Here is a 24,480-nt window from a genome sequence, read left to right on the forward strand (position 1 = left end):
CTATGGTCCCCTTCGATACCTACGGCTTGCTGTCGGAAGCATTCAGGATGACGTGCAACTCTGACGGCCGAACCGTCGCCACGCCAGCACCGCCGAGCGGCCCGACAAGCCGCGCCACATCCGCGTCAATCTGCCAGTGACCGGGTAGAAGCCCGTATGCTGCCAGCCGTGCGCCGGCGCTCGGTTAGATAGAACTCGTCGAAGCCTCCGCGCGGCTCATCGCCAAGGCGCACTAAATGATCTCCCGGCTTCCGCCGAACATCCGCGACCAAACCCCACCTGCGATAGCGGACTTGTCGAGGTCGTGGATGTCCTGGCTGTAGCGGCCTGTGTAGAGCTTGACGATCATGCGGTCGCGGCACTCGCCTTCGAGTTTGAAGCTGAATTTTACGCTGACGGGCTTGCTCGCCTTGGGACCCGCGACCTTCTCGACTGTGCAGCGCAGGTGCGGGAAAGCGTCCATCTCGACCCACATGTGGTCACCGGTCCGCAGGCCTGGAGGCGTGGCGAACTCAACTATGCCCCCTTCCAGCGAGAGACTGACAATGCGCGCCTCGCGGTAAGTCTCACTCACATCGAGCACGAGTGCGCGCTCGTTCGTGGAGAAGGACTCTACGAGGGGACGTGGCTTCTCGAAGCAGATCAGTGCCGCGATCATCAGAACCACGATGTTGACCACGGCCCAATAGGCCGACACCACCGAGAATTCGCCCTCACCGATGCGCGACCATTCGGGTACGATGTTGACGATGAGACCGAGTGACGTGATCGCGATCAAGGAAGCGATCCAGAAGAACGTGTAGGCGTCGAACTCGGACTCCTCGTTGCCCGAGCCCTTGGGCGTCACCTTGAAGGGCACGCCGAAAGGCTTGATCAGGCTGGAGAGCACGACGGGCAGCATGCGGAAGGTCGCGAAGGTGCCGACTGCCGAGGAGATCAGGGGCAGGTACCGCGTCGGCGTGAGCCAGCCCATTAGCAAGAAATAGCCGACCAGCACAGGAAGCTGGTACCGCACGATATCCTCGGTGCCGGTGAAGTAGAGCGGAGCCGCGCCGGTCCACAGGTAGACCGCAGGCACGATTAGGATGACAAAGCGGACGGTGTACTGAACCAACCAGGATAGAGGTATGAACATCACCCGCTGGAACAGGTTGAGGCCAGGACCACGCAGCGGGCCGTTATGGAGGTAGATCGTCTGGATGCCGCCCCGGCACCAGCGCCCGCGCTGCACGAAGTAGCCCTTAAGGTTCTCGGCCGCCAAACCCATCGACAGTCGCTCGTTGAGGTACCGGGTCTTGTAGCCCTTATTGAGCATCGCGAGCGTGGTGAGCAGATCCTCAGTGATTGAGTCGTGCGGGAAGCCGCCGATCGCGTCGATGGCGGCCCGTCGAGCGATGGAGCAGGAACCACAGCAGAAGCTAACGTCCCAGGCGTCGCGCGATGTGGCCATCTCGTCGAAGAACAGCCGCTGCTCATCGGGCCAGACCTTCTCGAGATTGAGGTTCGACTGTACCGGGTCCTTGTTGAAGAAGTGCTGCGGCGTCTGAACGATGCCGATGGTCGGGTCCCGGAAGAAGGGCAGCGTGCGGCGCAGGAAATTGCGGTACGGCACGAAGTCGGCATCGAAGATCGCGACGAACGCACCCGAAGAGACCTTCAGGCCGTTGTTCATATTGCCTGCTTTGGCGTGGCTGTTGTCCGGGCGCGTGACGTGGATCGCCCCCTTCGACTCACAATAGGTGCGCAACCAGTCGCGGCGCTTGTCGTCGAGGACATATACTTTCAGCTTCTCTCGCGGATAGTCGAGCGCGAGAGCCCCAACGATGGTCCGTTCCAAGACATCCAGAGGCTCGTTGTAGGTCGGAATGAACACGTCGACGGCGGGCAGGCCGTCAGGGCAGGCGGCGAAAAACGAGCGCTCTAGGCGGTCGGCCTCGGCGTGCCGATCCACATAGCGGCTCATCGCCACCAGGAAGAGCAGGATGTCGGCGAAGGCGCCAATCTCGACGAAGAACACGAACCACGTCCAGAAGAAGCCGAAGCTTCGATCCGCCGGGTAGGGCAGGACGGTGTGGAAGAAGCGCCACCAGAGATAGCGCACGGCGACGAGCAGCACGAAGGCGCAGGTAACCGCGCGCGTCCACGTGCGGTCTCTGGGCCAGTTCAGGGCGAAGATAAAGAAGAAGGCCGCAACGAAAAGCGTCGGCCCGAGGCTTACGAGATGCTGAACCACAGGCCCTTCACCCAATTCACGACCGGATCGAGGGCGGTTTGAAGGGACGACCCGGCACGCGCGAACCGAACCTGAACCGTGCGACCGACCTGGCAGAAATTGGCGTAATCGGTTTGCATATCGCTCGGGTCGAGCGCGACCCGGATGCGGGCATTCTTGCCCCGGCTCTGCGGCGGGATAGCTGCCAACACCACCTCTTCGACGGCGGCGGCCGACCCGCGCACCGATAAAACCCGACCACCGATCACCTGGGACGTTCCGAGTAGCCGCACATCGGCGCTATCGCCCGGCTTGATCTCATCGTAGTTCACCTCGTCCACGAGGATATCCACGAATAGGTCGCGACAGTCGAGCAGGCGCATCAACTCGTTGCCGACCAGCACGTTTGAGCCCGCCACGACGTTATTGCGCCAGATGACTCCCTTGAACGGAACCTGCACTGCGGCGAAGGAGAGCCGGTCGTTGCGGGAGCGCTCCAAAGAAAGTTGGAGGCTCAACTGCTGGGTGCGAGCTTTCTCGATCCGGATCTGAGCCTCGACGTTGGCAAGCTGGATCGTGACCTCGTCGGTACGCTGCTGCGAGTAGGGCACGTCATTGCGACCCTCGCCGACGAAGGTGCCACGCTTGAGCGCATCCAACTGGCGCTGGAGCCGCTCCAGCTCGGCCTTGGCGATGTTCTGCTCGCTGCCGGCCCCGACCGAGGCAGCGCGGGCTTGCTCGACCGAACTCCCTGCCACCACGCCAGTCGCGCCCAGCGTCTGCTTGCGCGCAAGGTCCGCCTCGGCGGACGTCTTGTTCGCCTGCGCTGTCGCAATGCGCTGCTGACGGATAATGATCTCTTGCTGGATGCTCACTATGCTCGCCTGCTGGTATTCTTTGAGGCGACCAACGAGATCGGTTTTCAGTGCGGATAGATCCTTCGCCTGCAGCTCGAGTGCCCGCAATTTTTCCTTGGATGCAGCCAAGTCAGCATCTAATTGCGCTTCAGCGGTCCGGGCGATGCGGCCGTTATTGATGAAGAACACCGAGGTATCCTCGGGCAGCGCCGTGCCGACCTTAGGCGGCGTATCGGAGACGACGCCCTCGATGGGCGCTGAGACGACGGCGAAGCGTGCGTTCACGGTGCCGTCGAGGCTGGTGTAGCCTGTGAAGCTTGGAAGGACCGCTAGGATGGCAGCACTCAGAAGAAGCACGCCGACCAGCACGCGCATCCAGCGACTGTTCCAGGGCATTCGGCGCCTCAGGTTTGTATGATTGTCGGCAAATCCGGTATGGTTTCTGTCCGTATCGAGCACAACTACGCGAGTTCGGCGACGGTTCCGGCTCGAGATACATCTGGCAAGCTTGCAATGTCACTCCGGATTGCCGGATTTGCTATAGTTAACGAATTATTATTTTGGGGCTTTAATCGATGTGGCGAACATTGCGAGCCTTTGAAATGACTATCAGCACCCCGAAGCGAACACGGAGGCGACGTCCGCTTCAACGCATTCGCCCCCGAAAGCGGAACAGCGGATATCCACCCAATGCAGACCGTTGGTATTGAGGCCGGCAACTTGACGTAGACCGACCGGCACACCGCACACTGACCACTCTCGACGCGCCGCGGGTCCGGGGACGGATCACGCACGCCGTCCCGTCGGGCTCGCATGGCCCACCATCCCCATACGTCCGATGTCGAGCGCCCCGGGGACGGGTCAGCGCCGGCGCGGCCGTGCATCCGCACCGGATCACGCTCCATGACCCAGCACGTCGACGTCCTCGCCCTCCTCAAGGAGGCGCAGTCCAAACCGCTCACCGACCCGATCCTGGCCCAGCTCGGGATCGACCTGCAGAAGTCCACCTTCGCGCAGGGCACCTCGCCGACCTCTGGCCTGACCTTCTACGACCTCGAACTCGGCGCGAAGTCGCTCTACCCGGTGCTCACGCCGCTGCGGAACGCGATCCCGCGCGTCTCGGGCAAGGGCGGCATACAGGCCGCGTGGCGCGCGATCACCGGCATCAACGTCTCCGGGATGCGCATCGGCGTCTCCGGAGGCAACCGCGGCGGCGTGCAGGTCGTCGCCACCGCCGACTACACCGCCAGCTACAAGGGCATCGGCATCGAGTCGAACGTCGAGTTCGAGGCGCAGTACGCCGCGCAGGGCTTCGACGACGTGCGCGCCATCGCGGCGCGCACCGGCCTCCAGAGTCTGATGCTCGGCGAGGAGGCGATGCTGCTCGGCGGCAACACCTCTTTGGCGCTCGGCACCACGCCGACCCCGACGCTGTCCGGCTCCGCCACCGGCGGCGCGCTCTCTGAGCGGACCTGGTCGGTGGTCGCGGTCGCGCTCGCCCTCGACGGCGTGATCAACGGCACCGTCGCGGGCGGCATCCAGTCGACCATCACCCGCACCAACGCGGACGGCTCGATCGACGTGTTCGGCGGCGGTGCGGCGGCCCGCTCTGCGGCCGCCACCGTGGCGACCACCGGCGCCACCGGCTCGATCGCCGCCTCGGTGACCCCGGTGCCCGGAGCGCTCGGCTACGCGTGGTTCTGGGGCGCGGCCGGCGCCGAGGTGCTCGGCGCGATCACCACGATCAACTCCGTCCTGATCACGGCCGCGGCCGCGGGTACCCAGACCGCCGCCTCGCTCGGCACGGTCGACCGCTCGACCTCGGCCCTGTCCTTCGACGGGCTCCTGACGCAGGCGTTCAGGCCCGGCTCCGGTGCCACCATCGTCACACTGCCCCCGGGCAGCGCGGGGATCGGCACGCCGCTCACCGCCGACGGCGCGGGCGGCATCGTCGAGGTCGACGCGGTGCTCAAGGCGATGTGGGACGTCTACCGGCTCTCGCCCGATACGATGTGGGTGAACAGCCAGGAGGCGCTCAGCATCTCGCGGAAGATCCTCACCGGCAACGCCAGCTCGGCCTACAAGTACGAGATCGCGGTGACCCGGGACCAGCTCGGCGGCGGCTTCATGGCCCGCACCTACCTCAACCGCTTCTCGATGGCGGGCGGCTCGACCCTCGACATCAAGGTCCACCCGAACCTGCCGGCGGGCACGATCCTGTTCACCACCGGCACCCTGCCGTACCCGATCAACAACGTTGGCAACGTCATGCAGGTGCGGGCGCGGCAGGATTACTATCAGATCGAGTGGCCGCTGCGGTCCCGGAAGTACGAGTACGGCGTCTACGCCGACGAGGTGCTGCAGCACTACTTCCCGCCATCCCTGGCGGTGATCACCAACATCGCCAACGGCTGAGCGCCCATGGCCGCGCCGCTCGCCCGCATGCTGCCGCCCGGGGACGGGCGCCCGCACACCACGGTCGCCAACGGCCGACCCTACCGGGGTACGGCCGGCACCGTCCTCGACGTGCCCGTCTTCGACGCGCAGGTGCTGGAGGCCAACGGCTGGATCCGCGCCGGCGCGCACGCCCTCGCTGGCCCGACCGCGGGGCGGCCGAGCGCGCCCCTCGTCGATCAGCTCTACTTCGACACCACCCTGTCGCTGCCCGTCGTTTGGGACGGGCTGGCCAAGGTCTGGCGCAACGTCTGGACCGGCGCCCCGGCCTGACGCCCGCCCCTCGCAGCAGGAACCCCGACATGATCAAGATGCGCGCCCCCGCCGGGCTGACCGGCTTCTCGCACCAGGGCCACGCGCTGGAGCTGGACGCGGACGGCGCGGTGCACGTCGATCCGCGCCATCGGCTCGACCTAGAGGCCCACGGCTTCACGCCGTGGGATGCGCAGGAACCGGCCACAGCTTCGGTTGCTGTGTCTCTCGGACCGCTCGACGCGGACCGGGCCCAGCTGGTTGCGCTGTTCACCGAGACGGTCGCGGCGATGCCCGACGACGATGTGGCGCGCATGATCACCGAGGCCGATCAGCGCCGGCGCCTGGAGCAGGAGGATGCCGAGCGGATCGATCCGGCGAAGGTCACCGCCGCGGACATCGACGTGATGAAGCGCCACGAGCTGTTCGCCTTCCTGAAGAAGCGCGGCATCCGCGTCGTGCCGCCGGTCGACAACGACACGCTGCGGGCCAGGGCCCGGGACGCCCTGGCGCCCGCCGTCTGAACCATGATCTGGCCGAGTTCCCACGACCTCGTCCGGCTCGCCGATCTCGGCGTGCAGGAGGATACCGATGGCTCGGTGCAGCGCCTGATCACGGCGGTGAGCCGCATGATCCTGACCGCGCTGAACCGCCCCGCGATCCTGCCGCGGCGCTACACCGAGGTCCGGACCGGGGGAGCGGGTCGCATCCTCCTCGCCAACTGGCCGGTCACGGGGATCGAGACGGTCACCGTCGGTTCGACGGCGGTCCCGGCCGCCGAGGACGCCGGGTCGCGCGCGGGCTACACGCTCCAGCCCGCCGATGACGCCCCGCCCGGCCGGCCGCAGGTGCTCACCCTTCCGGGGCGTCCCGGCTGTGCGGCCGTCTCGGTGACGTACACGGCCGGCTACCAGATCGCGGTGGGGCCCGTGCCGCTCCCGGGCAGCGCGCCGTGCACGGTGTATCCGGACCAGCCCTACGGCGCCTGGGCGTGCGATCTCGGCGTAGCCTTCGGCACCGGCGCGGCGCTCACCCAGGTCGATCAGAACCCCGCGCAGGGGCAGTACGCCGTCAATGACTCGGGCGGCTACCTGTTCTCGGCCGAGGACGTGGGCGAGGCGGTCGCCATCACCTACGGCTACGTCCCGGCCGATCTCGCCAACGCTGCCCTGGACTGGATCCGCGACCGCATGGCCTACGCCGAGCGAGTCGGCATGCAGTCCAAGTCGCTCGGCGGCCAGGAGACGGTCTCCTTCCGGATCGCGGCCGTGCCCGAATTCGTCTCGGCCGCGCTGCAGCCCTACCGTGCGGTGGTGCCGCCGTGCTGACCGAGATCCAGATCGCGGAGACCCGGGTCGTCGCCCGGTTCGACCGGATGCCCGACGCCGTCCGCGCCGAGATGGTGAAGGCGGTCCAGGTCGAGCGGCTGGTGCTGGAGGCGCTGATCAAGCGCAAGCTCTCCGGCGAGGTGCTGAACGTGGTCACCGGCCGCCTGCGCCGCTCGATTTTCTCGGAGGTCGAGGCCCGCGACGACGCGGTGACCGGCACGGTGAGACAGTCGGGCGACGTGACGTACGGCGCGCGCCACGAGTTCGGCTTCACCGGTCAAGAGACCGTCGCGGCCCATGTCCGCACGATCACGCAGGCCTTCGGGCACGCCATCGCCCCGCGGGCCGTCGACGTGCGCAGCTTCACCCGCACCGCCAACACGCCGGAACGGTCGTTCATGCGCTCGTCTCTCGCCGACCGGTCGGAAGCGATCGTGGCGGCGCTCAAGGGCGCCGTGGCCCGGGGGATCGCCGGATGACCGCCCCGCTCGGGCTCCGCAACGCCGCGGTCGTCGCGCTCCAGACCGTCGTGGCCGGGGCCTATCGCTGGAGATCCGGCCCGACCCGGCGCCTCAAGCTGTTCGCCGACGTGCCGGCCGTGCAGCGCCCGGCCGTGTTCCTGCACGAGGGCGGCGACGAGAGCTACGCGTGGTCCTCCGGCGCCGTGCCGCGGCGGACGATCGAAGTGAAGATCTTCGTCTACATCGACGCCCGCGACCCGCGCGTGGTCGGCGCGGCGCAGCTCAACGACATCATGGACGCCCTCGACGCAGCATTGGCGCCCGCCGGCGCCGACCTGGCGCTGGGCCGCACCACGCTTGCCGGCACGCCGTACATGGTCCGCATCGCCGGCCGGCCGGTGAAGGTGCCGGGCGACCTCGACGGCGACGGCCTCCTCGTCGTGCCCGTGGCGATCGAGCTTCCCTGAAGGAGCCTTCCATGCCGACCGACGACGATGCGGGCGCCGCCGCGGCGCCGCAGCCCGCGACATTGCGCGCCGACACCCCGCCGATCCGCGGCGACGCGCTGGCGGCGCGCATCGACAACCTGCACGCCGACATGCTCGGCGGCACCGCGCTCGGCCACCACACCGCGCTGTGGAACCGCGTCCACGCCTTCAAGGAGCGCGTGAAGGCGCTGGTCGCCGGGCTCGAGCGCGCCGCGCCCTGACCGCCCCTCCTGAGAGGAGACCCGCATGTATTCCTTCGGCTCCGGGGTCCTGATCGGAACCCGCACCGACATCGCCAACGCGACCCCGGTGAACTTCGGCCTCGTCCAGGAGGTCACCATGGACGAGACCGCCACGATCAAGGAACTCTACGGCCAGCAGCAGCACCCGCTGGCCATCGCCCGCGGCACGATCAAGACCACCGGCAAGGCCAAGGTCGCCCGCATCTCCGGGCTGGCCATGGCCTCGCTGTTCTACGGCGTCACCCCGGTGCCCGGCCAGCTCATGACCGCCTTCGGCGAGTCCGGGACGATCCCGGCCGGGTCGCCCTACACGGTGAAGGTGGCCAACGCCGCGACCGCGGCCGACGATCTCGGCGTGCTCAACGCGCTCACCGGCCTGCCCTTCACGAAGGTCGCCAGCGCGCCGGCCGCCGGCCAGTACAGCGTGGCAAGCGGGGTCTACACCTTCGCCGCCGCCGATCAGGGCAAGATGCTGCTGATCAACTACACCTACGCGCTGGCCGGCGCGGGCCAGCACTTCACCGTGACCAACCAGCTGCTCGGCACCACGCCGACCTTCCAGGCGCAGTTCTACACGACCTTCCAGGGCAACGCGGTCAACGTGCGCTTCAACAACTGTACGTCCTCGAAGCTCGGGTTCGGCACCAAGCTCGAAGACTTCGTCATGCCGGAGTTTGATTTCAGCGTGTTTGCCGACGCGGCCGGCAACGTCGCGACGTGGTCGTTCGGGGATGTCGGATGAGCGCCGATCCGCGGCCGCTTCCGGCCACCATCACGCTCGGGGCCAAGAGCTGGATCGTCCGTCCGCTCACCCTGCGCCAGGTCGAGGCCCTGGAGCCGCTCGTGGCGCAGGGCTCGGGCGAGAGCCCGTTCGCCTACGGCCTCGCCGTGGTCAGTGCGGCACTCGCCCGCGACCACGAGCCGGACATCGCGGGCCTGCGCGATCTGGAGGCCACGAGCGCCGATCTCGCGGAGGCGACGCGGGCCGTGCTGATCCTCGCGGGTTACTTGCCGAGCCCCTTGCCGGGTGCCGACACGGGGGAAGCGCGGGCGGCGCAGGGCGCCGCCTCGACCTCGACGCCGTCTACGGGCGGATCTGCACCGTCACCGGATGGTCCCTCGACGCCGTCGGCGAGCTGACGCTCTGGGACGTGCGGCGGCTCTACCGCTACTGGTCGGCCCATCCACCGGTCCACGAGCTGGTGGCGGCGTTCATGGGCGTGAAGGCGCAGGCCGAGCTGCCGCCCCCCGCTGCAGCGGCCGGAGCCCAGGCTGACGACCCGAGCGGCATCGGCGCGATGATCCTGCACTTCCCCGACGGGCAGGTGAAGGCGCATTAGGGCCACAGGTCGACCAGCCCCGCTCTCGGTCCGGCCGCTTGCGACCCAACCCGGTCGCGCCGACACCTATCGACGCTTCTCAAAAGCAGCCGTTCGTCAAATTTCCAGTGACTTCGGCTCGGTGGCAACCGAACCTTGGCCTTTCGTCCCGAAGCAAACACTGAGCTTCCGGCCTGCGGCGGTCGATACCCGTGGTCCAAGCCTGCGCTGAAGCAGACGTCGTGTGCACTTGCCCGGTCCGACAGGGCGTATCCGTTCGCGTCACCGGATTAGCTCGGCGGCTACCGGTCTTGTCCACCAAATAGTTTTGCCAAATCTGGTTGCCAGCAATCTGTGGAACGATCCAAACTCATCATCGAATGCATTATTGTCAAGGTTACACGTCGATGCGGGTGTCATTGAGATTTCGCTTTTTGCACTCAGGGCATGAAACCTTTCAAGCTGAAGCCCGCTTCGGACGAAAAGATCTTACGCAGGGGAATGAAAAAGCTCATACATGTTAGGAGATGTTCCATGAGAGCGCTGGTTTGGCACGGCACTGAGGACATCCGCTGCGACACGGTCCCGGACCCCAAGATCGAGGATGATCGCGACGCGATCATCAAGGTCACTGCCTGCGCGATCTGCGGCTCGGACCTGCACCTCTACGACCACTTCATGCCCGGCATGGAGAAGGGCGACGTCATGGGCCACGAGTTCATGGGCGAAGTCGTCGAGACCGGCAAAGGCGTCAATGGCGCGCTCAAGAAGGGTGAGCGCATCGTCGTGCCGTTCACGATCATCTGTGGCGAGTGCGACCAGTGTAAGCGCGGCTACTTCTCCGTCTGCGAACGCTCGAACCGCAACAAGAACATCGCCGACAAAGCCTTCGGGCACACCACCGCGGGCCTGTTCGGGTACACCCACCTCACGGGCGGGTACCAGGGCGGGCAGGCCGAGTACGTCCGCGTGCCGTTTGCCGACAAGACCCACATCAAGGTGCCGGAAAACCTGAGCGACGAGCAGGTGCTGTTCCTCGGCGACATCTTCCCGACTGGCTGGCAGGCAGCGGTGCAGGCCGATATCCAACCGACCGATACGGTCGCGATCTGGGGCGCTGGCCCCGTCGGGCAGATGACGCTCCGCTCCGCGCTGCTGCTCGGGGCCAAGCAGGTGGTCTGCATCGACAGCGTGCCCGAGCGCCTGGAGATGGCGCGCGCGGGTGGTGCGATCACCATCGACAACAGCGAGGAAAGCGTAGTCGAGCGGCTGAACGAGCTTACGGGCGGCAAGGGCCCGGAGAAGTGCATCGATGCCGTCGGCATGGAGGCGCATTCACCGCGCGCGCTCGAACACGCCTACGACCGCGTCAAGCAGGCGGTGATGCTGGAGAGCGACCGCGCTTCAGTGCTGCGCGAGATGATCTATGTCTGCCGTCCCGCCGGCATCCTCTCGATCCCGGGCGTCTATGGCGGGCTCATCGACAAAGTGCCGATGGGAGCCCTGATGAACAAGGGACTGACCATCCGAACGGGGCAGACCCACGTGAACCGATGGACCGACGACCTCGTCAAGCGCATCGACGATGGTCAGATCGACCCGTCCTTCGTCATCACCCACCGGGCCAAGCTCGATCAAGGGCCCGAGATGTACAAGACGTTCCGCGACAAGAAGGACAACTGCATCAAGGTGGTGCTCAGACCTTGAGTGGTTCCGCGGCCCGTCGCGCTGCGGCGGGCCTGCTCCCTTCGCGCTCCCTGGTGCAGCGAGGAAGTCAGCATGTCCGACGCTAGGTCTCAACGCCGCCGGAGCGGCGCTCCTGATCGCTCTGAGTTGCCGAGCTATTTCGTTTCAGACCCGCGCCGCAGACCAGATCCCGCTACTAGGGAACTCGCCCGCGGCTTAGGCTGGTTCTCGATCGGTCTCGGGCTGACTGAAGTGGCGTGCGGGGACGCCATCGCTCGCTGGCTTGGGATGCCGCGCTCGGCCCCAGTCATCCGAGCCTACGGCGTGCGCGAACTCCTGCAGGGGATCGGGATCCTGGGTGCAAGCGACCCAACCCCGTGGATCTCGGCACGCGTGGCCGGTGACGCGCTCGACATCGCCACGGTGCTGCCAGGGCTTGAGGGCCATAATCCGCGCAAGGACAACGTGGCGATCGCCCTCGTGGCTCTGGCCGGCGTCACCGCAGCCGACGTGATCTGTGCGCGGAGCCTCTCGGAAGCCCCTCTCGCTCCGTCTGAGAGGGTCCGACGCGATTACCGCCGCCGCAGCGGCTTCCGCCGTCGTGCCGAGGCGATGCGGGGCGCGGCACGCGGCTTCAAACCGCCGCCCGACATCATCGGCCCAGAAGCGATGCGTCCTTGGACCCTAACCAACGCCTGAGGTCGGAAGGATGGCTGGCCTGATCTTGCCCGTCCTCGAACAGGCATCGGGCGTGCTCGTCATGGGCCTCGTCCTCGCCGACATCTTCCTGACGGTCCTCTACGCGCGCATCGGGACAGGTCTGATCGCGGACAGGGCCGCCCATCTCACCTGGGCGATCTTCCGCGCCGCCGCCGATGCGGCCGGGCAGAAGCGGGGCGCCGTGCTGTCCTTCTGCGGCCCGGTCATCCTCATCGTCTACGTCCTGCTCTGGGCCTTGGGGCTGACCCTCGGAGCCGGCCTGATCATCCACCCCGCGCTCGGTGTGGCGGTTCGCGCGAGCAGTGGCGAGACGCCGGCCGACTTCATGACCGCGCTTTACGCGGGCGGCAGCAGCATGGCGATCGTGGGGGCCAGCGACTTCAAGCCGGTCACCGATAGCTACCGCGTCCTCTATCTCGTGAACTCCCTCGTCGGCATGTCGGCGACATCGCTGGTCCTGACCTACGTGATGCAGGTCTACAGCGCCCTTCGGCAACGCAATGCCCTTGGGCTGAAGCTGCATCTCCTGACGGGTGAAAGCGCCGATGCGGCCGAGTTGCTGGCGCGGCTCGGGCCACAGGGACAGTTTAGTTCAGGCTACACCCACTTGGCCGATCTGGCGGCATCCTTGTCTGAGATGAAGGAGGCGCATCATTTCTACCCCGTGCTGTTCTACTTCCGCTTCCGTCAGCCCTTTTATTCGGTCTCGGCGCAAGTCTTCGTCGCGCTCGACACGGTGTCGCTAATCCGCAGCGGGATCGGAGGCCGTCAGGCGGCATGGCTGAAGGAGGCTGCCGCCGTCGACGCAATCTGGCGCGTCGCCATGCTGCTCGTGGTCACGCTTGAAGCGACATTCTTACCCGGAGATATGCCCACGCCAGCGGACGTCAGCAGAGCCGAGAGCGAGGCGTGGCGCACCCGCTTTGCAGAAGCTGTCAGGCAACTCTCTTCAGCTGGGATCGAGGCGATGCCCAACGAGGCAGGCGCCGAGATTTATCTCGCGCAACGGGCACGATGGCAGCCACACATCGCGCGACTGGCACCCTCGATGGCGTACCACATCGACGAACTGAGACCCGGCGGAGACAATCGCCGATGATATGTTCTCTCCCTGTAAGCGCGCGTAGACGATGTCCGTTTCGATGCATCCGCCGTCCAGAAGCGGACGGGCGGAAAACCACCCAACCTTGTCATTCAGAACGCAGTCGAACATTCCCAGAAGCAGTCACTCGTCGGCCATTCGACAGCTTCGGATCGGGGTGCCGAGTAGGCTTTGTTAGCGCGGCCGAAGTCAAACGCTTCAACTTCGGCACAGCTAAGCCTTTGATCCGGCATTGGAGCACCCTCAAAACCAGACATCAATCCTGGACGAGGCCGGGCAGCGTCGCAAGCGAAGCGGCGAGCGCGTCTATCAGCATCCGAACGCGCCTGATGCGCGTCCGACCGGGCACGACCAGCAGCGATAGCGGCACGGGCTCGGGAGTAAAATCAGGCAGGATCTGTTCGACAGTCCCGGCCGCTAAGAGATCGTCGATCAGCCAGATATGCGCGGCCACGATCCCGCGCCCCTGGGCCAGAGCCTCGCGGGCCGCCAAGCCGTGATCGACCCACAGACGGCCATCGAAGGGAGCAAGGATCGCTGAGCCGTCCCTTCCGCGCAGCGAGAGCATCGCGCCGCCGACGAGGTTGCTCATGCGTATCGCGCTGTGGCTGGCTAGATCGTCCGGCGTTTCCGGCCGCCCTCGCTCTGCGAGATAGGAGTGGGATGCCGCCAAGATGCGGCGAGACCGACCGATGGTCCGGCACTGCATGGTGCTGTCGACCAAGGGGCCGAGCCTGATAGCGACGTCGACCGCCTCCTGCACCAGATCGATGCGGGCATCGGACAGGCTGAGATCCACCACGATTTGCGGATGGTGATCCTGGATGGAGAAGAGGATCCGGCTGACGTGGCGGACCCCAAGAGCCGCGGTACAAGAGATGCGGATCGTCCCAGTCAGATCGCCGCCGGCGCTCCGCGCTCCATCTGTCGCCTCGTCCACCAGACGCAGGATGGTGCGCGCCTCGGCGTGGTATCGCCGCCCTTCATCGGTCAGGGTAATACGCCGTGTCGTCCGGTTGAGGAGCGTGACGCCGAGTGCGGCTTCAAGTTCCGCGACGTGCCGCGAGACCGTCGATTGTCCCACGCCATGCTCCCGCGCCACCGCCGACAGGCTGCCGCGCTCCGCGACGCGCACGAAGCTGCGCATCCGCTCCAGTGTGACATCCGATCTATCCATTCGGCGGAATGATCCTATCCTTTTCCCTCTGCTACCGGATGAATCGAGGCGAGCCTAGCTTCGCGGCTCCTTCCTCCGGTGAGCCGCAAGCATGAAGATCCTCGTCGTCTCCGCCCATCCCGAGCCGGCCTCTCTCACGAACGCCCTGCGCGATGTGGCAGTGGCCGAACTCCAGGCCGCTGGTCACGCGGTCCGCGTGACTGACCTCTACGCCATCGGCTGGAAGTCCGAGGTCAACCGCCGCGACTTCCCCACCCTGTCCGCCTTTACGCGCCTGCGGGTGCCGGCTGCGTCGAGCGAGGCCTTTGTGGCCGGGAGCCTGACGAAAGACGTCATCGCCGCACAGGACGATCTGCTCTGGGCTGACGCGCTCATCCTGGCGTTTCCCCTCTGGTGGTTCTCCATGCCGGCGATCCTGAAAGGGTGGATCGACCGGGTCTACGCGTTCGGCTTCGCCTACGGCGTCGGCGAGCACAGCGAGACGCGTTGGGGCGATCGCTACGGAGAGGGCACGCTCGCGGGCAAGCGCGCGATGCTCATCGTGACAGCCGGAGGCTGGCCAACCCACTATGGCCCCCGGGGGATCAACGGGCCGATCGACGACCTTCTCTTCCCCATTCACCACGGGGTGCTGTTCTATCCGGGTTATGACGTGCTGCCGCCATTCGTGCTGTTTCGCGCTGACCGCACCGATGAGGCGACGTTCGACGCGACAGCAACGGCGTTGAAGGGCCGGATGCGAACCCTGTTCGAGACGCCGCCCATTCCGTTTCGGCGCCAGAACGGCGGGGATTACGCGATACCGTCGATGGAGTTGCGTCCCGAGCGGGTCCGACCGGACCTCGCCGGCTTCGCCGCCCATGTCGAGCCGCCGGCTCTCAAAGACCGGCAAGTCGAGGGTCTAAGCTGATAGCTGGCCAGTAGAAAACCACTCGATCTGGTTTTCATCCTTCCGCTTCGTCGACAGCCTGGAGGCGGACCTTCCCAGGTCCCGCACCGGGTCGGGCGGGCACGAGGCCAATGTCCGCTTCCATCGATTGACGCTCAAAAGCAGACCGACAAAAAACTACCCTTAACAGCCGTCCGCTCGGTCATCCCGTTCGCGTTTGAGCTCGACCATGGCCGACGACATCCAGGTCCGCTTCGGCGGCGACGTGGGCGGCATCCGCACCGCGGCCGACCAGGCCAAGGGCACGATCCAGGGCTTCGCCACGGCGGCCCGCGGGCAGAACGCGACCGCGCGCCAGAGCTACGACGAGCTGAAGGCCGCCATCGACGCGGCCAACGCGGCGCTGCGGCAGATCCAGGCGAGCGCCGAGAACACGTCCGCGCTGGCCACGCAGGCGCGCGCCGTGGCGGCGCTGGTCGCCGCCTACGAGAGTCTGCGCGCCGCCGACGAGGCCGTGTCCGGCGCGACCGGGCGGACCTTCGCGGCGGTCGGAACCGCCATCGCGGCCACCGCGACAGCGGCCCGGTCCGGCGCCACCGCGCTCGTGGAATACGCCTTCAACGCACTCTCGGCCTCGCGTGCCCTCGACGTCACGGCCCTGTCGACGCAGGGGCTCACCGGCGCGATCGAGCGGCAGCGCGGCGCCTTCCAGGAATGGCGGCGCGGCTCGCAGATCTACGGGTCCGGCCTGCTCGAGGTCGAGGGCCGCACCATCGCGGCCGCCGGCAACATGGACCGGCTCCAGGCCGCCGCGCAGGCGCGCGGCTTCGAGAACGCGACCCGGATGCTCCAGGCCTTCACGCTGGAGCTGACCAAGGTCCCGGGCATGACCGACCAGGGCGCGGCCTCGATCGAGGCCATGCTCGCCTCCGTTCCGAGCTACACCGGCTCGGCCAACGCCTCGATCGTCTCGCTGATTGCCATGATGGCGTCCTCCGAGGACGAGGCGAAGCAGATGGCCTCCGCGCTGACCGGGGCGCTGCGCGACCCCGCGGCCGCCGGCGGGCCGTATCTCGCGGCGCTCGGCGGCGTCTCGCGCGAGCTGCGCGCGCAGTTCGACCTCGCCCGCCAGAACGGCAACGCCAACCAGATGCAGGCGGCGATCCTGTCGGCCCTGGTCGAGCGCGCCCGCGCCTACGGCAACGAGATGACCCGGTCGCTGCAGGAGCAACTGAAGAGCTATGCGGCCCTGGGCCCGCTCGCCGGCCTGTTCGCCTCGCGCCTGCGCGGGCAGGTCGACGAGGCGAACCGGGTCACCGAGGCGCTGGAGAAGCAGCTGGAGACGATCGAGCGCCGCAACGCCACCCTGGCGCGGACGCCGCTCGACGCCGGTCAGCTCACCGACGCCACCGCGAACCTCCTCGGCAACACCGCCCAGGCCGGGATCGATCAGGCGACCGGCCGGATCGACCTGCTGCGCCAGCGCCTCCAGGGCGCGACCGGCGACGCCGCCGCGCTGATCCGGAAGTTCGAGGGGTTCAGCAGCGCGGCCTACCGCGACAACGACGGGCGCTTCCGCGTCGGCTTCGGCTCGGACACGATCACCGGCGCCGACGGTCGCGTCAGTCCGGTGACCGCCGACAGCGTCACGACGCGGGAGGATGCCGAGCGCGATCTCGCCCGCCGCCTCGTGGAATTCCAGACCGAGGCCGCCGCGCAGGTGGGTGGCGCCTGGCAGGGCCTGTCCGACCGGGCGAAGGCCTCCCTCACCTCCGTGGCCTACAATTACGGCTCGCTGCCGCGGGACGTGACCGCCGCGGCGCGCAGCGGCGACGAGGGCGCGCTCGCCGCCACGATCCGCGGACGGTCGGGCGACAACGGCGGGATCAATGCGGGGCGGCGCAATCAGGAGGCCGACAACATCACGGGCGGCGCAACGGCCGAGGCTTTGCGCACGCAGCTCGACCTGCGCCAGCAGCTCGAGGACCGTCAGGCCGGCGGCAACGCGCTCGACCGCGAGGCGCTCGCCACCGCGCAGGCGAACGCGGCAGGGCGGCGCGACGAGGTCGCCGCCCAGGAGCGGGCGAACGACGCCCTGCGCCGGCAGCTCGACGCGACCACCGACCTCTCGGCCCGCACGGCGCTCCAGACCCGGCTGGCGCAGGGCGAGGCCGCGCTGGCCGAGAAGCGCGTCGCGCTCACCCGATCGGAGGCCAGCCTCCAGACCGCCGAGATGGAGACCGGCACGCGCGAGCGGCTGCGCATCCTCAACGACGCCCTGACCGTCGAGCAGGGCCTGCACGCCCGCGGTACGGCGGCCTGGAACCAGCTCGAGGCCTAGAAGATCGCCAACACCCGGGCGGTCGAGCAGGCCGAGGCGCAGGAGCGCGCCACCGCCGAGGACACGGCCTACCAGAACGCCAAGCGCGTCCTGGAGGACCGCATGCGCGACCTCCGCCAGGAGGCGCAGGAGCGCGGCCTCGGCTTCGCGGAGCGCCAGGCCGAGACCGGCGCGGTGCTGGGGCAGATCGAGGATCTTGAGCGCGAGCATCAGCGCAAGCTCGCCGAGATCTGGGGCCAGGGCACGAGCCAGTACCGGCAGGCGATGGCGCAGCTCGACCGGCTCGCGTCCGAGTCCGCTTCCCGCCGCGCGCAGGCCGAGCGCGAGATGCAGAAGGCCGAATATCAGGACACCAAACGCACCTACGAGCAGATCGGCTCGACGCTCACCGGCAACGTCTTCAGCGTGATCCAGGGGCAGACCACGATCGCCCAGGCCGCCCGCAGCACGGCGCTGTCGATCGTCCAGAGCTACGTCCAGGCGCGGGTGAAGCTGATCGCCGACTGGCTCGCCGGGGTCTCGGCCCACCAGGCCGGCGAGGTCGCCAAGACCGCCGCTACCACCGCGGGCGTCGCCGCCCGGACCGGCGCCGAGGAGACGGGCGCGGCGTCCGCCTTCGCCACGCAGGCCGGCGCGATGGTCAAGTCGATCATGGCCTCGGCCTCCGAGACCTTCGCGGGCATCTTCGGGTTCCTGTCGCCGGTGCTCGGCCCCGCCGCGGTCGGCCCCGCGGCCGCCGGCGAGGCGACGGTCGCGGCGGCCGCCGCGGCGATCCCGTCCTTCGCGGTCGGCGCGTGGTCGCTGCCCAACGACATGGTCGCGCAGGTCCACAAGGGTGAGATGATCGTGCCCGCCGGGCCGGCCGGAGCCCTGCGCGCCGCGATGGGCGGAAGCCCCGCCCCGAGCCTCGCGCTCAACCACACCACGCAGATCAACGTCTCCGCCCTCGACGGCGCCTCGGTGGCGGACTTCTTCCAGAATCATTCGCGCCCACTGATGCGGGCGATCAACCAAGCGGTCCGGCAGGGCGCGCATCTCGGCCTGTCGCGGCTCGGACCGGGCTGAGCCGTGATCGACTACATCACCGGCTTCAACCTGCTGCCTTCGACCGGGGAGTTCGGCTACGACCCCTTGCCCTATCGGGCCTCGCGCTGGCCACCCTCCGCCGCCAAGCGCCCGTTCAAGCCGATCAACACCTACGCCACGCCGGGCTCGGGGCGCACGGATTACAGCCTCGCCCTCGATGCGCTGGCCGAGCAGGTGCCCGGCTGCACGACAATCAACCTGCTCGTGGCGTGGTTCGGCTCCTCGATCGACGCGCGCGTCTGCAAGATCTACCCGTCGACGATCTACATCGACGGCTCGTTCCAGCGCGTGGACGGGCCGGAGCCCGTCGAGGAGAACTGGCAGGTCTCGGGCCTGACGCAGCTGTCGCGGGGCCCGGGCGGCGCCCCGATCCTGATCCCGATCACCGTCGTCGAAGGCCACGCGGTCTACGGCGGCACGCCGTCCGACCAAAGCGTGGTGCGCTGCCTGCGCGACCTGAAGGCGCGCGGCTACCGGGTCGTGTTCTACCCGTTCCTGCTGATGGACTGCCCCGGCTTCCCGTGGCGCGGGCGCATCGGGCTCGACGCGGACGGGACCGCGGCCGCCGCCGCTACATTGGCCCGGATCCTAGGGCCGGCGACGCCGTCGCTCTTCACCCGCGATACAGCCAATCTGACGGTCGCCTATGCCGGGCCGGCCGACGACTACAGCTTGCGCCGGATGATCCTGCACTACGCCAACCTGTGCGTGCTGGCCGGCGGCGTCGACCTGTTCCTGCTCGGCTCCGAGCTGCGCGGCCTGGAGGCGATCCGCGGACCGGGCTGGACCCGGGCCGGCACCACCGGTGCCGACGGCAGCGTCACCTGGGACTATCCCTTCGTCGACGGGCTCGGGCGGCTCGCCGACGACGTGCGCGGGATCTTCGACGCGGCCGGCCTGACCCGGGACGCGGCGGGCCTGCGCAACCTGATCACCTATTCGCCGGACTGGTCGGTGTGGATGGGCGTGCAGCATCCCGGCGAGGCCGGGCAGTGGCCGCATCTCGACCAGCTCTACGGCCGGGACAGCATCGACCTCGTGGCCTTCGACAACTACCTGCCACTGTCGGACTGGACCACGGAGGGCGGCCTCGACGCGGCGAACTGGACGGCGCCGGCGCCCGACCGAAGCCGCTGGCCGCCCGGGCCGGACACGATGAACGGCCTCGGGCTCTCGGGCGAGCCGACGCTCTATTCGATGGCCTACTTGAAGCGGAACATCGAGGGCGGCGAGAAGTACGACTGGTTCTACGCCGACTCGGACAATCTCGGGATCGGCCTCGACCCGCTCGGCTCGGACCAGCAGGTGTCCAGGCCGACCGGCGACCGCGTGACCCAGACCCGCAGCCGGTACTATCCGGGCCAGGAGATCCTGGCGAACAAGCAGCTGCGGTGGTGGTGGAAGAACCCGCACCGCGCCGTCTACGACGACGGCGACGGCCGCGGCTGGGTGCCGCGCGGGCCCGCCACGCGCTGGGTGCCGCTCTCGAAGTCGATCACCACGGTCGAGTACGGCTTCGGCTCGATCGACCGCGCGACCAACCAGCCCAACGTGTTCTACGACCCGAAGAGCACGGAGAGCTTCACCGCGTTCTGGTCTGTGTGGGACAGCGCAGACGGGGCGACCTACACGCCCAGGCGGGACGACACGCTCTGCGCGATGGCGCTGCGGGCGGTCCACGAATACTGGTACCGCGACGGCCACAACGAGGTCTCGGCCGCCGGGTTGCCGATGCTCCAGACCGCTTTCTTCGCGGCCTGGAACTGGGACGCGCGGCCGTTTCCGACCTTCCCGCTGCGCTCCGACGTCTGGGGCGACACTTTCAACTGGCCCGCTGGCCTGTGGATCGGCGGCAAGGGACCGGCGCTGCCGCCGCCGCCCCCCGATCCTCCACTGGTGCCGGGGCCGTACCCGACCTTCCCGACGCTGTCCGGACTCACATGGTCGGTGCGCTACGCGCCGACGTTCCGCACCGGCGCGGCCGCGCACGTCTCGGGCCGCGAGGCGCGGGCGGCGCGCGTACGGTCGCCGTCCTGGGAGATCGAGCTGTCCTACGACGTGCTGGCCGCCGACGGGTTCGCCGCGAGCGGCCTCGCCGGAGACTTTGAGCGCCTCGCCGGCTTCTTCGGCCGGGTCGCCGGGCGCGCCCTGCCGTTCCACGTCGCCGTGCCACCCGAGCTCGGCGCGGGATCGAGCCTGCTCTGCCGCTTCGCCGACGACGACCTCGATCTGGAGGCGTTCATGGCGCTCCTGTTCGCCACCCAAGCCTTCCGGCTCGTGAGCGTGCGCGGGTGAGCGAGACCCCGCCCGCCTTCCCCGCGCTGCCGGGCCAGGGTTGGTCGGTGCACAAGCGCCCGACCTTCGCGACGCGGCTTGCCCCGCACGTCTCGGGCCGGGAGGTGCGCGCGAGCCTCTACGCGGCGCCCTTGTGGGAGTTCGAGGTGACCTTCGACGGGCTCGCCTCGGGCTCGGCCTTCCCCGGGCTCGGCGTGAACTCTCTCCAGGCGCTGCTCGGCCTGTTCCTGCGGTGCCAGGGTCGCTTCGGGACGTTCCTGTACACCGATCCGACCGACAACGCGGTGTCGGCCGGTGCGATCGGCATCGGTGACGGCCAGTCGCTGGCCTTCCCGGCACGCCGAACGCTCGGCGGCTTCTCCGAGCCGGTCGGCTGGGTCACCGCGCTGCGCGCCGTCACCATCGATGGCGAGCCAGCCAACGGCTGGAGCCTCGCCGCGCCGAACCGGATCGTGCTGCCGGCCGCGCCTGGCGTGGGCGCGGTGATCGGCGCCGCGTTCAGCTTCGCCTACCTGTGCCGGTTCCTCGACGATGTGCAGGACTTCGAAAACGTCATGGCCGGGCTGTGGAAGGCGGAAGGGGTCAAGTTCCGGAGCGTGCGGACGTGAGGGCGGCCGACCCTGCCCTCCTGGCCTACCTCGCCGCGATGCGCGCGCGGGCCGACAAGCGGCTGCTGATGGCGGACTGCTTCACCTTCACGCTGCTGTCGGGCCTGATCCTCGCCTACACCGACGCCGACGTGCCGATCGCGCTGAACGGCACCACCTACCGCGCCGATTCCGTGCTGGTGGACGGGCTGCGCTACCGATGCACCACCGGCCTCGACGTCGATCAGCAGCGGATCACGGTCTCGGCCCGCCCGACCGACACGGTCGGCGGCGTGCCGTTCCTCGTGGCCCTGCGCGAGGGCGTGTTCGACGGCTGCACGATCCGGCGCGACCGGGCCTTCCTCAGCGCCTGGGACGCCCCACCGATCGGCGGCGTGACGCTGTTCACCGGGCGCTTGGCGAGCGTCGATCAGGTCGGGCGCACCGGCGCGACCCTCACCGTGGCGAGCGAGCTGACGCTCCTCGACATCGACCTGCCACGCAATGTCTGGCAGCCGACCTGCAACCACACCCTCTATGACACCGGCTGCCGGCTCGTGCGGCAGGCCTACGCCTCGGCCGGGGCTGTCGGTGACGGGGCGAGCGCGACGTTCATCCCCTGGGCCGGCGCGAGCGAGGCGCTGACGCAGGGCACGGTGACGTTCACGTCGGGCGGCAACAGCGGGGTCTCGGCCACGATCAAGCTGGCGGACGCGACCGGGTTGACGCTCACCTACCCGCTGCCGGCGCTGCCGGTCCCGGGCGACAGCTTCACGGCCTACCAGGGCTGCGACCACATTCTGGCGACCTGCCGGTCCAAGTTCGCCAACGAGGCGAACTTCCGCGGCTTCCCGTTCGTGCCGACGCCGGAGGCAGCTTTTTAAGCAAAGGGCACCTCTGTTCGAACTCGCCGAATTTTTGAACAGGAAGCATATAGTCTAATGATAGCAAATGTATCAGTATGTCGTCAGGCCGCATCGCGCTATCATTTTTGCGACCATTGCCACGTGACGCTGAGGCGCAATGACGTCTCGCGTGAAGCGGTTCTTGCCGATACCGGGAGAAACCTTCTCCGCCTCCTCGACGAGGCAGGTGCATTGAGAAGCCGAGCGATCGAGCGCGCAGGTGCGAACCATCAGAGGAGCTCGCACAAGGGTCGCATCCGGCGATTGCGACTCAGCCACGAGAGCGAAAAATTTCTCCAAGAAATCGGTTGGGCATTGCAGCATCTCGACGAAAGACGCGCCTTCGAGCACTTCGACCGTATTGGTGACAATGCGACTACCGCCTACAGCAGGACTTGCATCCCAGGGTATATTGAAGCTGACCAAAGCGCCATCAATCAATAGGCCGGTCAGCCGCAGTCGGATGGAAGCGGCGGGCTGCTGGCAGCGGCGGGCAGCCTCTTGAAGCATACCCGTGATGAATTGCCGATCTGAGATGGAGAGCGTCTCAGCCCGTCCCTCGACCACGCGCCGCACGAGATCGACGCGACCAGGGGGCACAAGCGGCCACGGAACAGATGTGCCAGCCATGACCTCTGCAGCCTGCTGGGATCGCTCCGCCGACCTCGCGGCACCTGAGGCCGTGTAGGCCTCATCCAGGGCAGCACGGAGAGGCTGAAGTCGCTCCCGCAATTGCGCGATCGGAAGTTCCGAAAACTCGCTGGCATGATGACGGGCGTAGGCCAGGATTTCGGATAGCGTGACGAGTTGGTTTGTGTCTCGGACGATCGTTGCGAGACGATCATTGGCCAAGGCAAGCTTCCGGCGTAGCTCGGCCTCGGGAACAACCTGAGCTTGTGGATAGTCGAGTGGACGAATCGCGTTCTCGTGCGCTTCGTAGAGGCGCACAACGGCGGCATCTAGCAGAGCCTGATCGATAAGAGGTTCCGCTCCCACAATGGTCTTGCCATCGCGCTTTACTTGGCCGGTCAGAAAGCAATCGAATAGACGTGCCATATCGATTGACCCTTCGGCGAAGCTAGCCTGAAGAATGGCCGGTCGATTCGTGTCCCACCCATCCAGGGCCGGGAAGAATTCCACTTTCAAGTCTCGAGCATCGTTGAAGGCCTTTACGTAAGCCTCAAACCACCGCGCGATCGGACCTTTGCACTGAGTTTCCAAAGATGGCGCGCCAGGCTTTCGGCGCCGCAGCACCACGCGATACGGGACAGCACGGGTGAAATTCCAGAGGCTGCCAGTTGCCTCCCAGGTCTCCGCGTCGCCCGTCGGAAAGAACCCGAGGCTGCCGACCGGAAACGTGGGGTTGGGCCAACCCTGCTTGGCGAACATGGCGAGACCCGGCAGCGCCTGGAATTTGTGGCTACCGCGTAGCTCCATTTCGTATTCGGTTTCCTGATAGCGAGCTTTGGCGGCATAAGTGCCGGGACCGCTCGGTTTGATGTCGAGGGCAAATGGCTCCAGCGTCACAAGATTGATCTTGCCGCGCATCGGTCCGACGGCGTTGCCATCGTCGCGCATGACGGCGCCATCCCAAGCGCCTTCAATGGAGCCGATTGCGGCTGGTACATGGGCGTGTGCGTTCGGCGGGGGCACGGGAGTATTTGAGCGCCAAGCTCGAAAATTTCCTGAGCAGGAAGATAGTCGCCCCCACATTTCTCCCTTAGAGTCAACGGTGGCTAGATAATTCACGGGTTCTAGCCGGTACATCCTAGGACCCACCTTAGCCTTGAACTCGAATGAATATTTCATAGTATTTATGTCGACATAGCCTTGTTGAACGGCTCCGTCGATTGACATGATTAATCGTGGATTGTTGTTGAGTTCGAAGGTTATTTGCTCCGATTTTCCATCGCATTTGTAGGATCCGCGCCAAGTTCCTCGGATATTTTCCGGAATAACAGCGTCTTTGGCCCCGCTCGGCCTTTCATAGATCCCGTGTGTGATCGAAGTCGCGACTTCCGAGACTTGAGGTTTGGTCGGAAGACGTCCTACGGCAGCTGGCTGGGATTGGCTTGGTCG

23 protein-coding genes are annotated in these 24,480 nt (G+C 67.3%); 19 read left to right on the forward strand and 4 right to left on the reverse strand.

Annotated features, from left to right (window positions below):
• Positions 1-232 precede the first annotated feature (232 nt).
• Together BLT59_RS27545 and BLT59_RS27550 are read right to left on the reverse strand one after the other, a co-directional pair.
• The gene (locus BLT59_RS27545) at positions 233-2,233 is read right to left on the reverse strand and encodes a glycosyltransferase family 2 protein (protein ID WP_091788559.1); all 2,001 of its coding nucleotides are present in this window, start codon (positions 2,231-2,233) and stop codon (positions 233-235) included.
• On the reverse strand, positions 2,215-3,465 hold the full coding sequence (locus BLT59_RS27550) for an HlyD family secretion protein (RefSeq protein WP_091788562.1): 1,251 nt from the start codon (positions 3,463-3,465) through the stop codon (positions 2,215-2,217). Before BLT59_RS27550 ends, BLT59_RS27545 begins: the two co-directional genes overlap by 19 nt.
• Before the next feature lie 507 nt (positions 3,466-3,972).
• On the opposite strand from BLT59_RS27550, the gene BLT59_RS27555 reads away from it, so the two are divergent.
• The 13 genes from BLT59_RS27555 (at position 3,973) to BLT59_RS27615 (ending at position 13,118) form a co-directional block, all read left to right on the forward strand.
• The gene (locus BLT59_RS27555) at positions 3,973-5,484 is read left to right on the forward strand and encodes a hypothetical protein (RefSeq protein WP_091788565.1); all 1,512 of its coding nucleotides are present in this window, start codon (positions 3,973-3,975) and stop codon (positions 5,482-5,484) included.
• Positions 5,485-5,490: 6 nt separating this feature from the next.
• Positions 5,491-5,796, forward strand: coding sequence for a hypothetical protein (locus BLT59_RS27560; RefSeq protein WP_091788568.1), 306 nt, complete (start codon positions 5,491-5,493; stop codon positions 5,794-5,796).
• 29 nt (positions 5,797-5,825) lie between these two features.
• A complete protein-coding gene (locus tag BLT59_RS27565; RefSeq protein ID WP_091788571.1) occupies positions 5,826-6,299 on the forward strand; it encodes a hypothetical protein in 474 nt (157 codons plus the stop codon).
• Positions 6,300-6,302: 3 nt separating this feature from the next.
• The gene (locus tag BLT59_RS27570; protein ID WP_091788574.1) at positions 6,303-7,103 is read left to right on the forward strand and encodes a hypothetical protein; all 801 of its coding nucleotides are present in this window, start codon (positions 6,303-6,305) and stop codon (positions 7,101-7,103) included.
• Positions 7,097-7,582, forward strand: coding sequence for a phage virion morphogenesis protein (locus BLT59_RS27575; RefSeq protein WP_091788577.1), 486 nt, complete (start codon positions 7,097-7,099; stop codon positions 7,580-7,582). Before BLT59_RS27570 ends, BLT59_RS27575 begins: the two co-directional genes overlap by 7 nt.
• On the forward strand, positions 7,579-8,031 hold the full coding sequence (locus BLT59_RS27580; protein WP_091788580.1) for a hypothetical protein: 453 nt from the start codon (positions 7,579-7,581) through the stop codon (positions 8,029-8,031). The genes BLT59_RS27575 and BLT59_RS27580 overlap by 4 nt, the downstream gene beginning before the upstream one ends.
• A gap of 11 nt (positions 8,032-8,042) precedes the next feature.
• The gene (locus BLT59_RS27585) at positions 8,043-8,273 is read left to right on the forward strand and encodes a hypothetical protein (protein WP_091788583.1); all 231 of its coding nucleotides are present in this window, start codon (positions 8,043-8,045) and stop codon (positions 8,271-8,273) included.
• A 25-nt stretch (positions 8,274-8,298) separates the two neighbouring features.
• Positions 8,299-9,036, forward strand: a complete 738-nt coding sequence (locus BLT59_RS27590) for a hypothetical protein (RefSeq protein ID WP_091788585.1) — start codon at positions 8,299-8,301, stop codon at positions 9,034-9,036.
• Positions 9,033-9,434, forward strand: a complete 402-nt coding sequence (locus tag BLT59_RS27595) for a hypothetical protein (protein ID WP_091788588.1) — start codon at positions 9,033-9,035, stop codon at positions 9,432-9,434. The genes BLT59_RS27590 and BLT59_RS27595 overlap by 4 nt, the downstream gene beginning before the upstream one ends.
• 11 nt (positions 9,435-9,445) lie before the next feature.
• Entirely contained in the window at positions 9,446-9,634 is a 189-nt protein-coding gene (locus BLT59_RS27600; RefSeq protein ID WP_091788591.1) for a hypothetical protein, read from the forward strand.
• Between the two features lie 513 nt (positions 9,635-10,147).
• Positions 10,148-11,320, forward strand: a complete 1,173-nt coding sequence (locus BLT59_RS27605) for a zinc-dependent alcohol dehydrogenase (RefSeq protein ID WP_091788595.1) — start codon at positions 10,148-10,150, stop codon at positions 11,318-11,320.
• Between the two features lie 72 nt (positions 11,321-11,392).
• Positions 11,393-11,998, forward strand: coding sequence for a cyclase dehydrase (locus BLT59_RS27610; protein WP_091788598.1), 606 nt, complete (start codon positions 11,393-11,395; stop codon positions 11,996-11,998).
• A gap of 22 nt (positions 11,999-12,020) precedes the next feature.
• Positions 12,021-13,118 (forward strand): hypothetical protein, encoded by a 1,098-nt coding sequence (locus BLT59_RS27615; protein ID WP_091788674.1) that lies wholly within the window; start codon positions 12,021-12,023, stop codon positions 13,116-13,118.
• A 259-nt stretch (positions 13,119-13,377) separates the two neighbouring features.
• Here BLT59_RS27615 and BLT59_RS27620 read toward each other — a convergent pair whose 3' ends face one another.
• Positions 13,378-14,298: a LysR family transcriptional regulator gene (locus BLT59_RS27620; protein ID WP_091788601.1), complete on the reverse strand. Its 921-nt coding sequence runs from the start codon at positions 14,296-14,298 to the stop codon at positions 13,378-13,380.
• 91 nt (positions 14,299-14,389) lie between these two features.
• Here BLT59_RS27620 and BLT59_RS27625 point away from each other — a divergent pair, with 91 nt between their 5' ends.
• The 6 genes from BLT59_RS27625 (at position 14,390) to BLT59_RS27650 (ending at position 22,380) form a co-directional block, all read left to right on the forward strand.
• Positions 14,390-15,208 carry an NAD(P)H-dependent oxidoreductase gene (locus tag BLT59_RS27625; RefSeq protein ID WP_091788604.1) on the forward strand — a complete coding sequence of 273 codons (819 nt, stop codon included), beginning with the start codon at positions 14,390-14,392 and terminating at the stop codon, positions 15,206-15,208.
• A 208-nt stretch (positions 15,209-15,416) separates the two neighbouring features.
• A complete protein-coding gene (locus BLT59_RS27630) occupies positions 15,417-17,528 on the forward strand; it encodes a glycoside hydrolase family protein (RefSeq protein WP_091788607.1) in 2,112 nt (703 codons plus the stop codon).
• Positions 17,529-17,630: 102 nt separating this feature from the next.
• Positions 17,631-18,593 (forward strand): hypothetical protein, encoded by a 963-nt coding sequence (locus BLT59_RS27635; RefSeq protein ID WP_091788611.1) that lies wholly within the window; start codon positions 17,631-17,633, stop codon positions 18,591-18,593.
• A 3-nt stretch (positions 18,594-18,596) separates the two neighbouring features.
• Entirely contained in the window at positions 18,597-20,909 is a 2,313-nt protein-coding gene (locus BLT59_RS27640) for a baseplate megatron protein TIM-barrel domain-containing protein (RefSeq protein ID WP_244514179.1), read from the forward strand.
• Positions 20,906-21,517 carry a DUF2460 domain-containing protein gene (locus BLT59_RS27645; RefSeq protein WP_091788613.1) on the forward strand — a complete coding sequence of 204 codons (612 nt, stop codon included), beginning with the start codon at positions 20,906-20,908 and terminating at the stop codon, positions 21,515-21,517. Before BLT59_RS27640 ends, BLT59_RS27645 begins: the two co-directional genes overlap by 4 nt.
• A complete protein-coding gene (locus BLT59_RS27650) occupies positions 21,514-22,380 on the forward strand; it encodes a DUF2163 domain-containing protein (RefSeq protein WP_091788616.1) in 867 nt (288 codons plus the stop codon). The genes BLT59_RS27645 and BLT59_RS27650 overlap by 4 nt, the downstream gene beginning before the upstream one ends.
• A gap of 72 nt (positions 22,381-22,452) precedes the next feature.
• Here the strand turns inward: BLT59_RS27650 and BLT59_RS27655 are convergent, their stop codons facing one another.
• Complete coding sequence (locus BLT59_RS27655) at positions 22,453-23,979, reverse strand: hypothetical protein (protein ID WP_244514180.1); 1,527 nt, start codon at positions 23,977-23,979, stop codon at positions 22,453-22,455.
• Between the last annotated feature and the right edge of the window lie 501 nt (positions 23,980-24,480).

Source organism: Methylobacterium sp. UNC378MF (assembly GCF_900103195.1).
Taxonomy (GTDB): Bacteria; Pseudomonadota; Alphaproteobacteria; order Rhizobiales; family Beijerinckiaceae; genus Methylobacterium.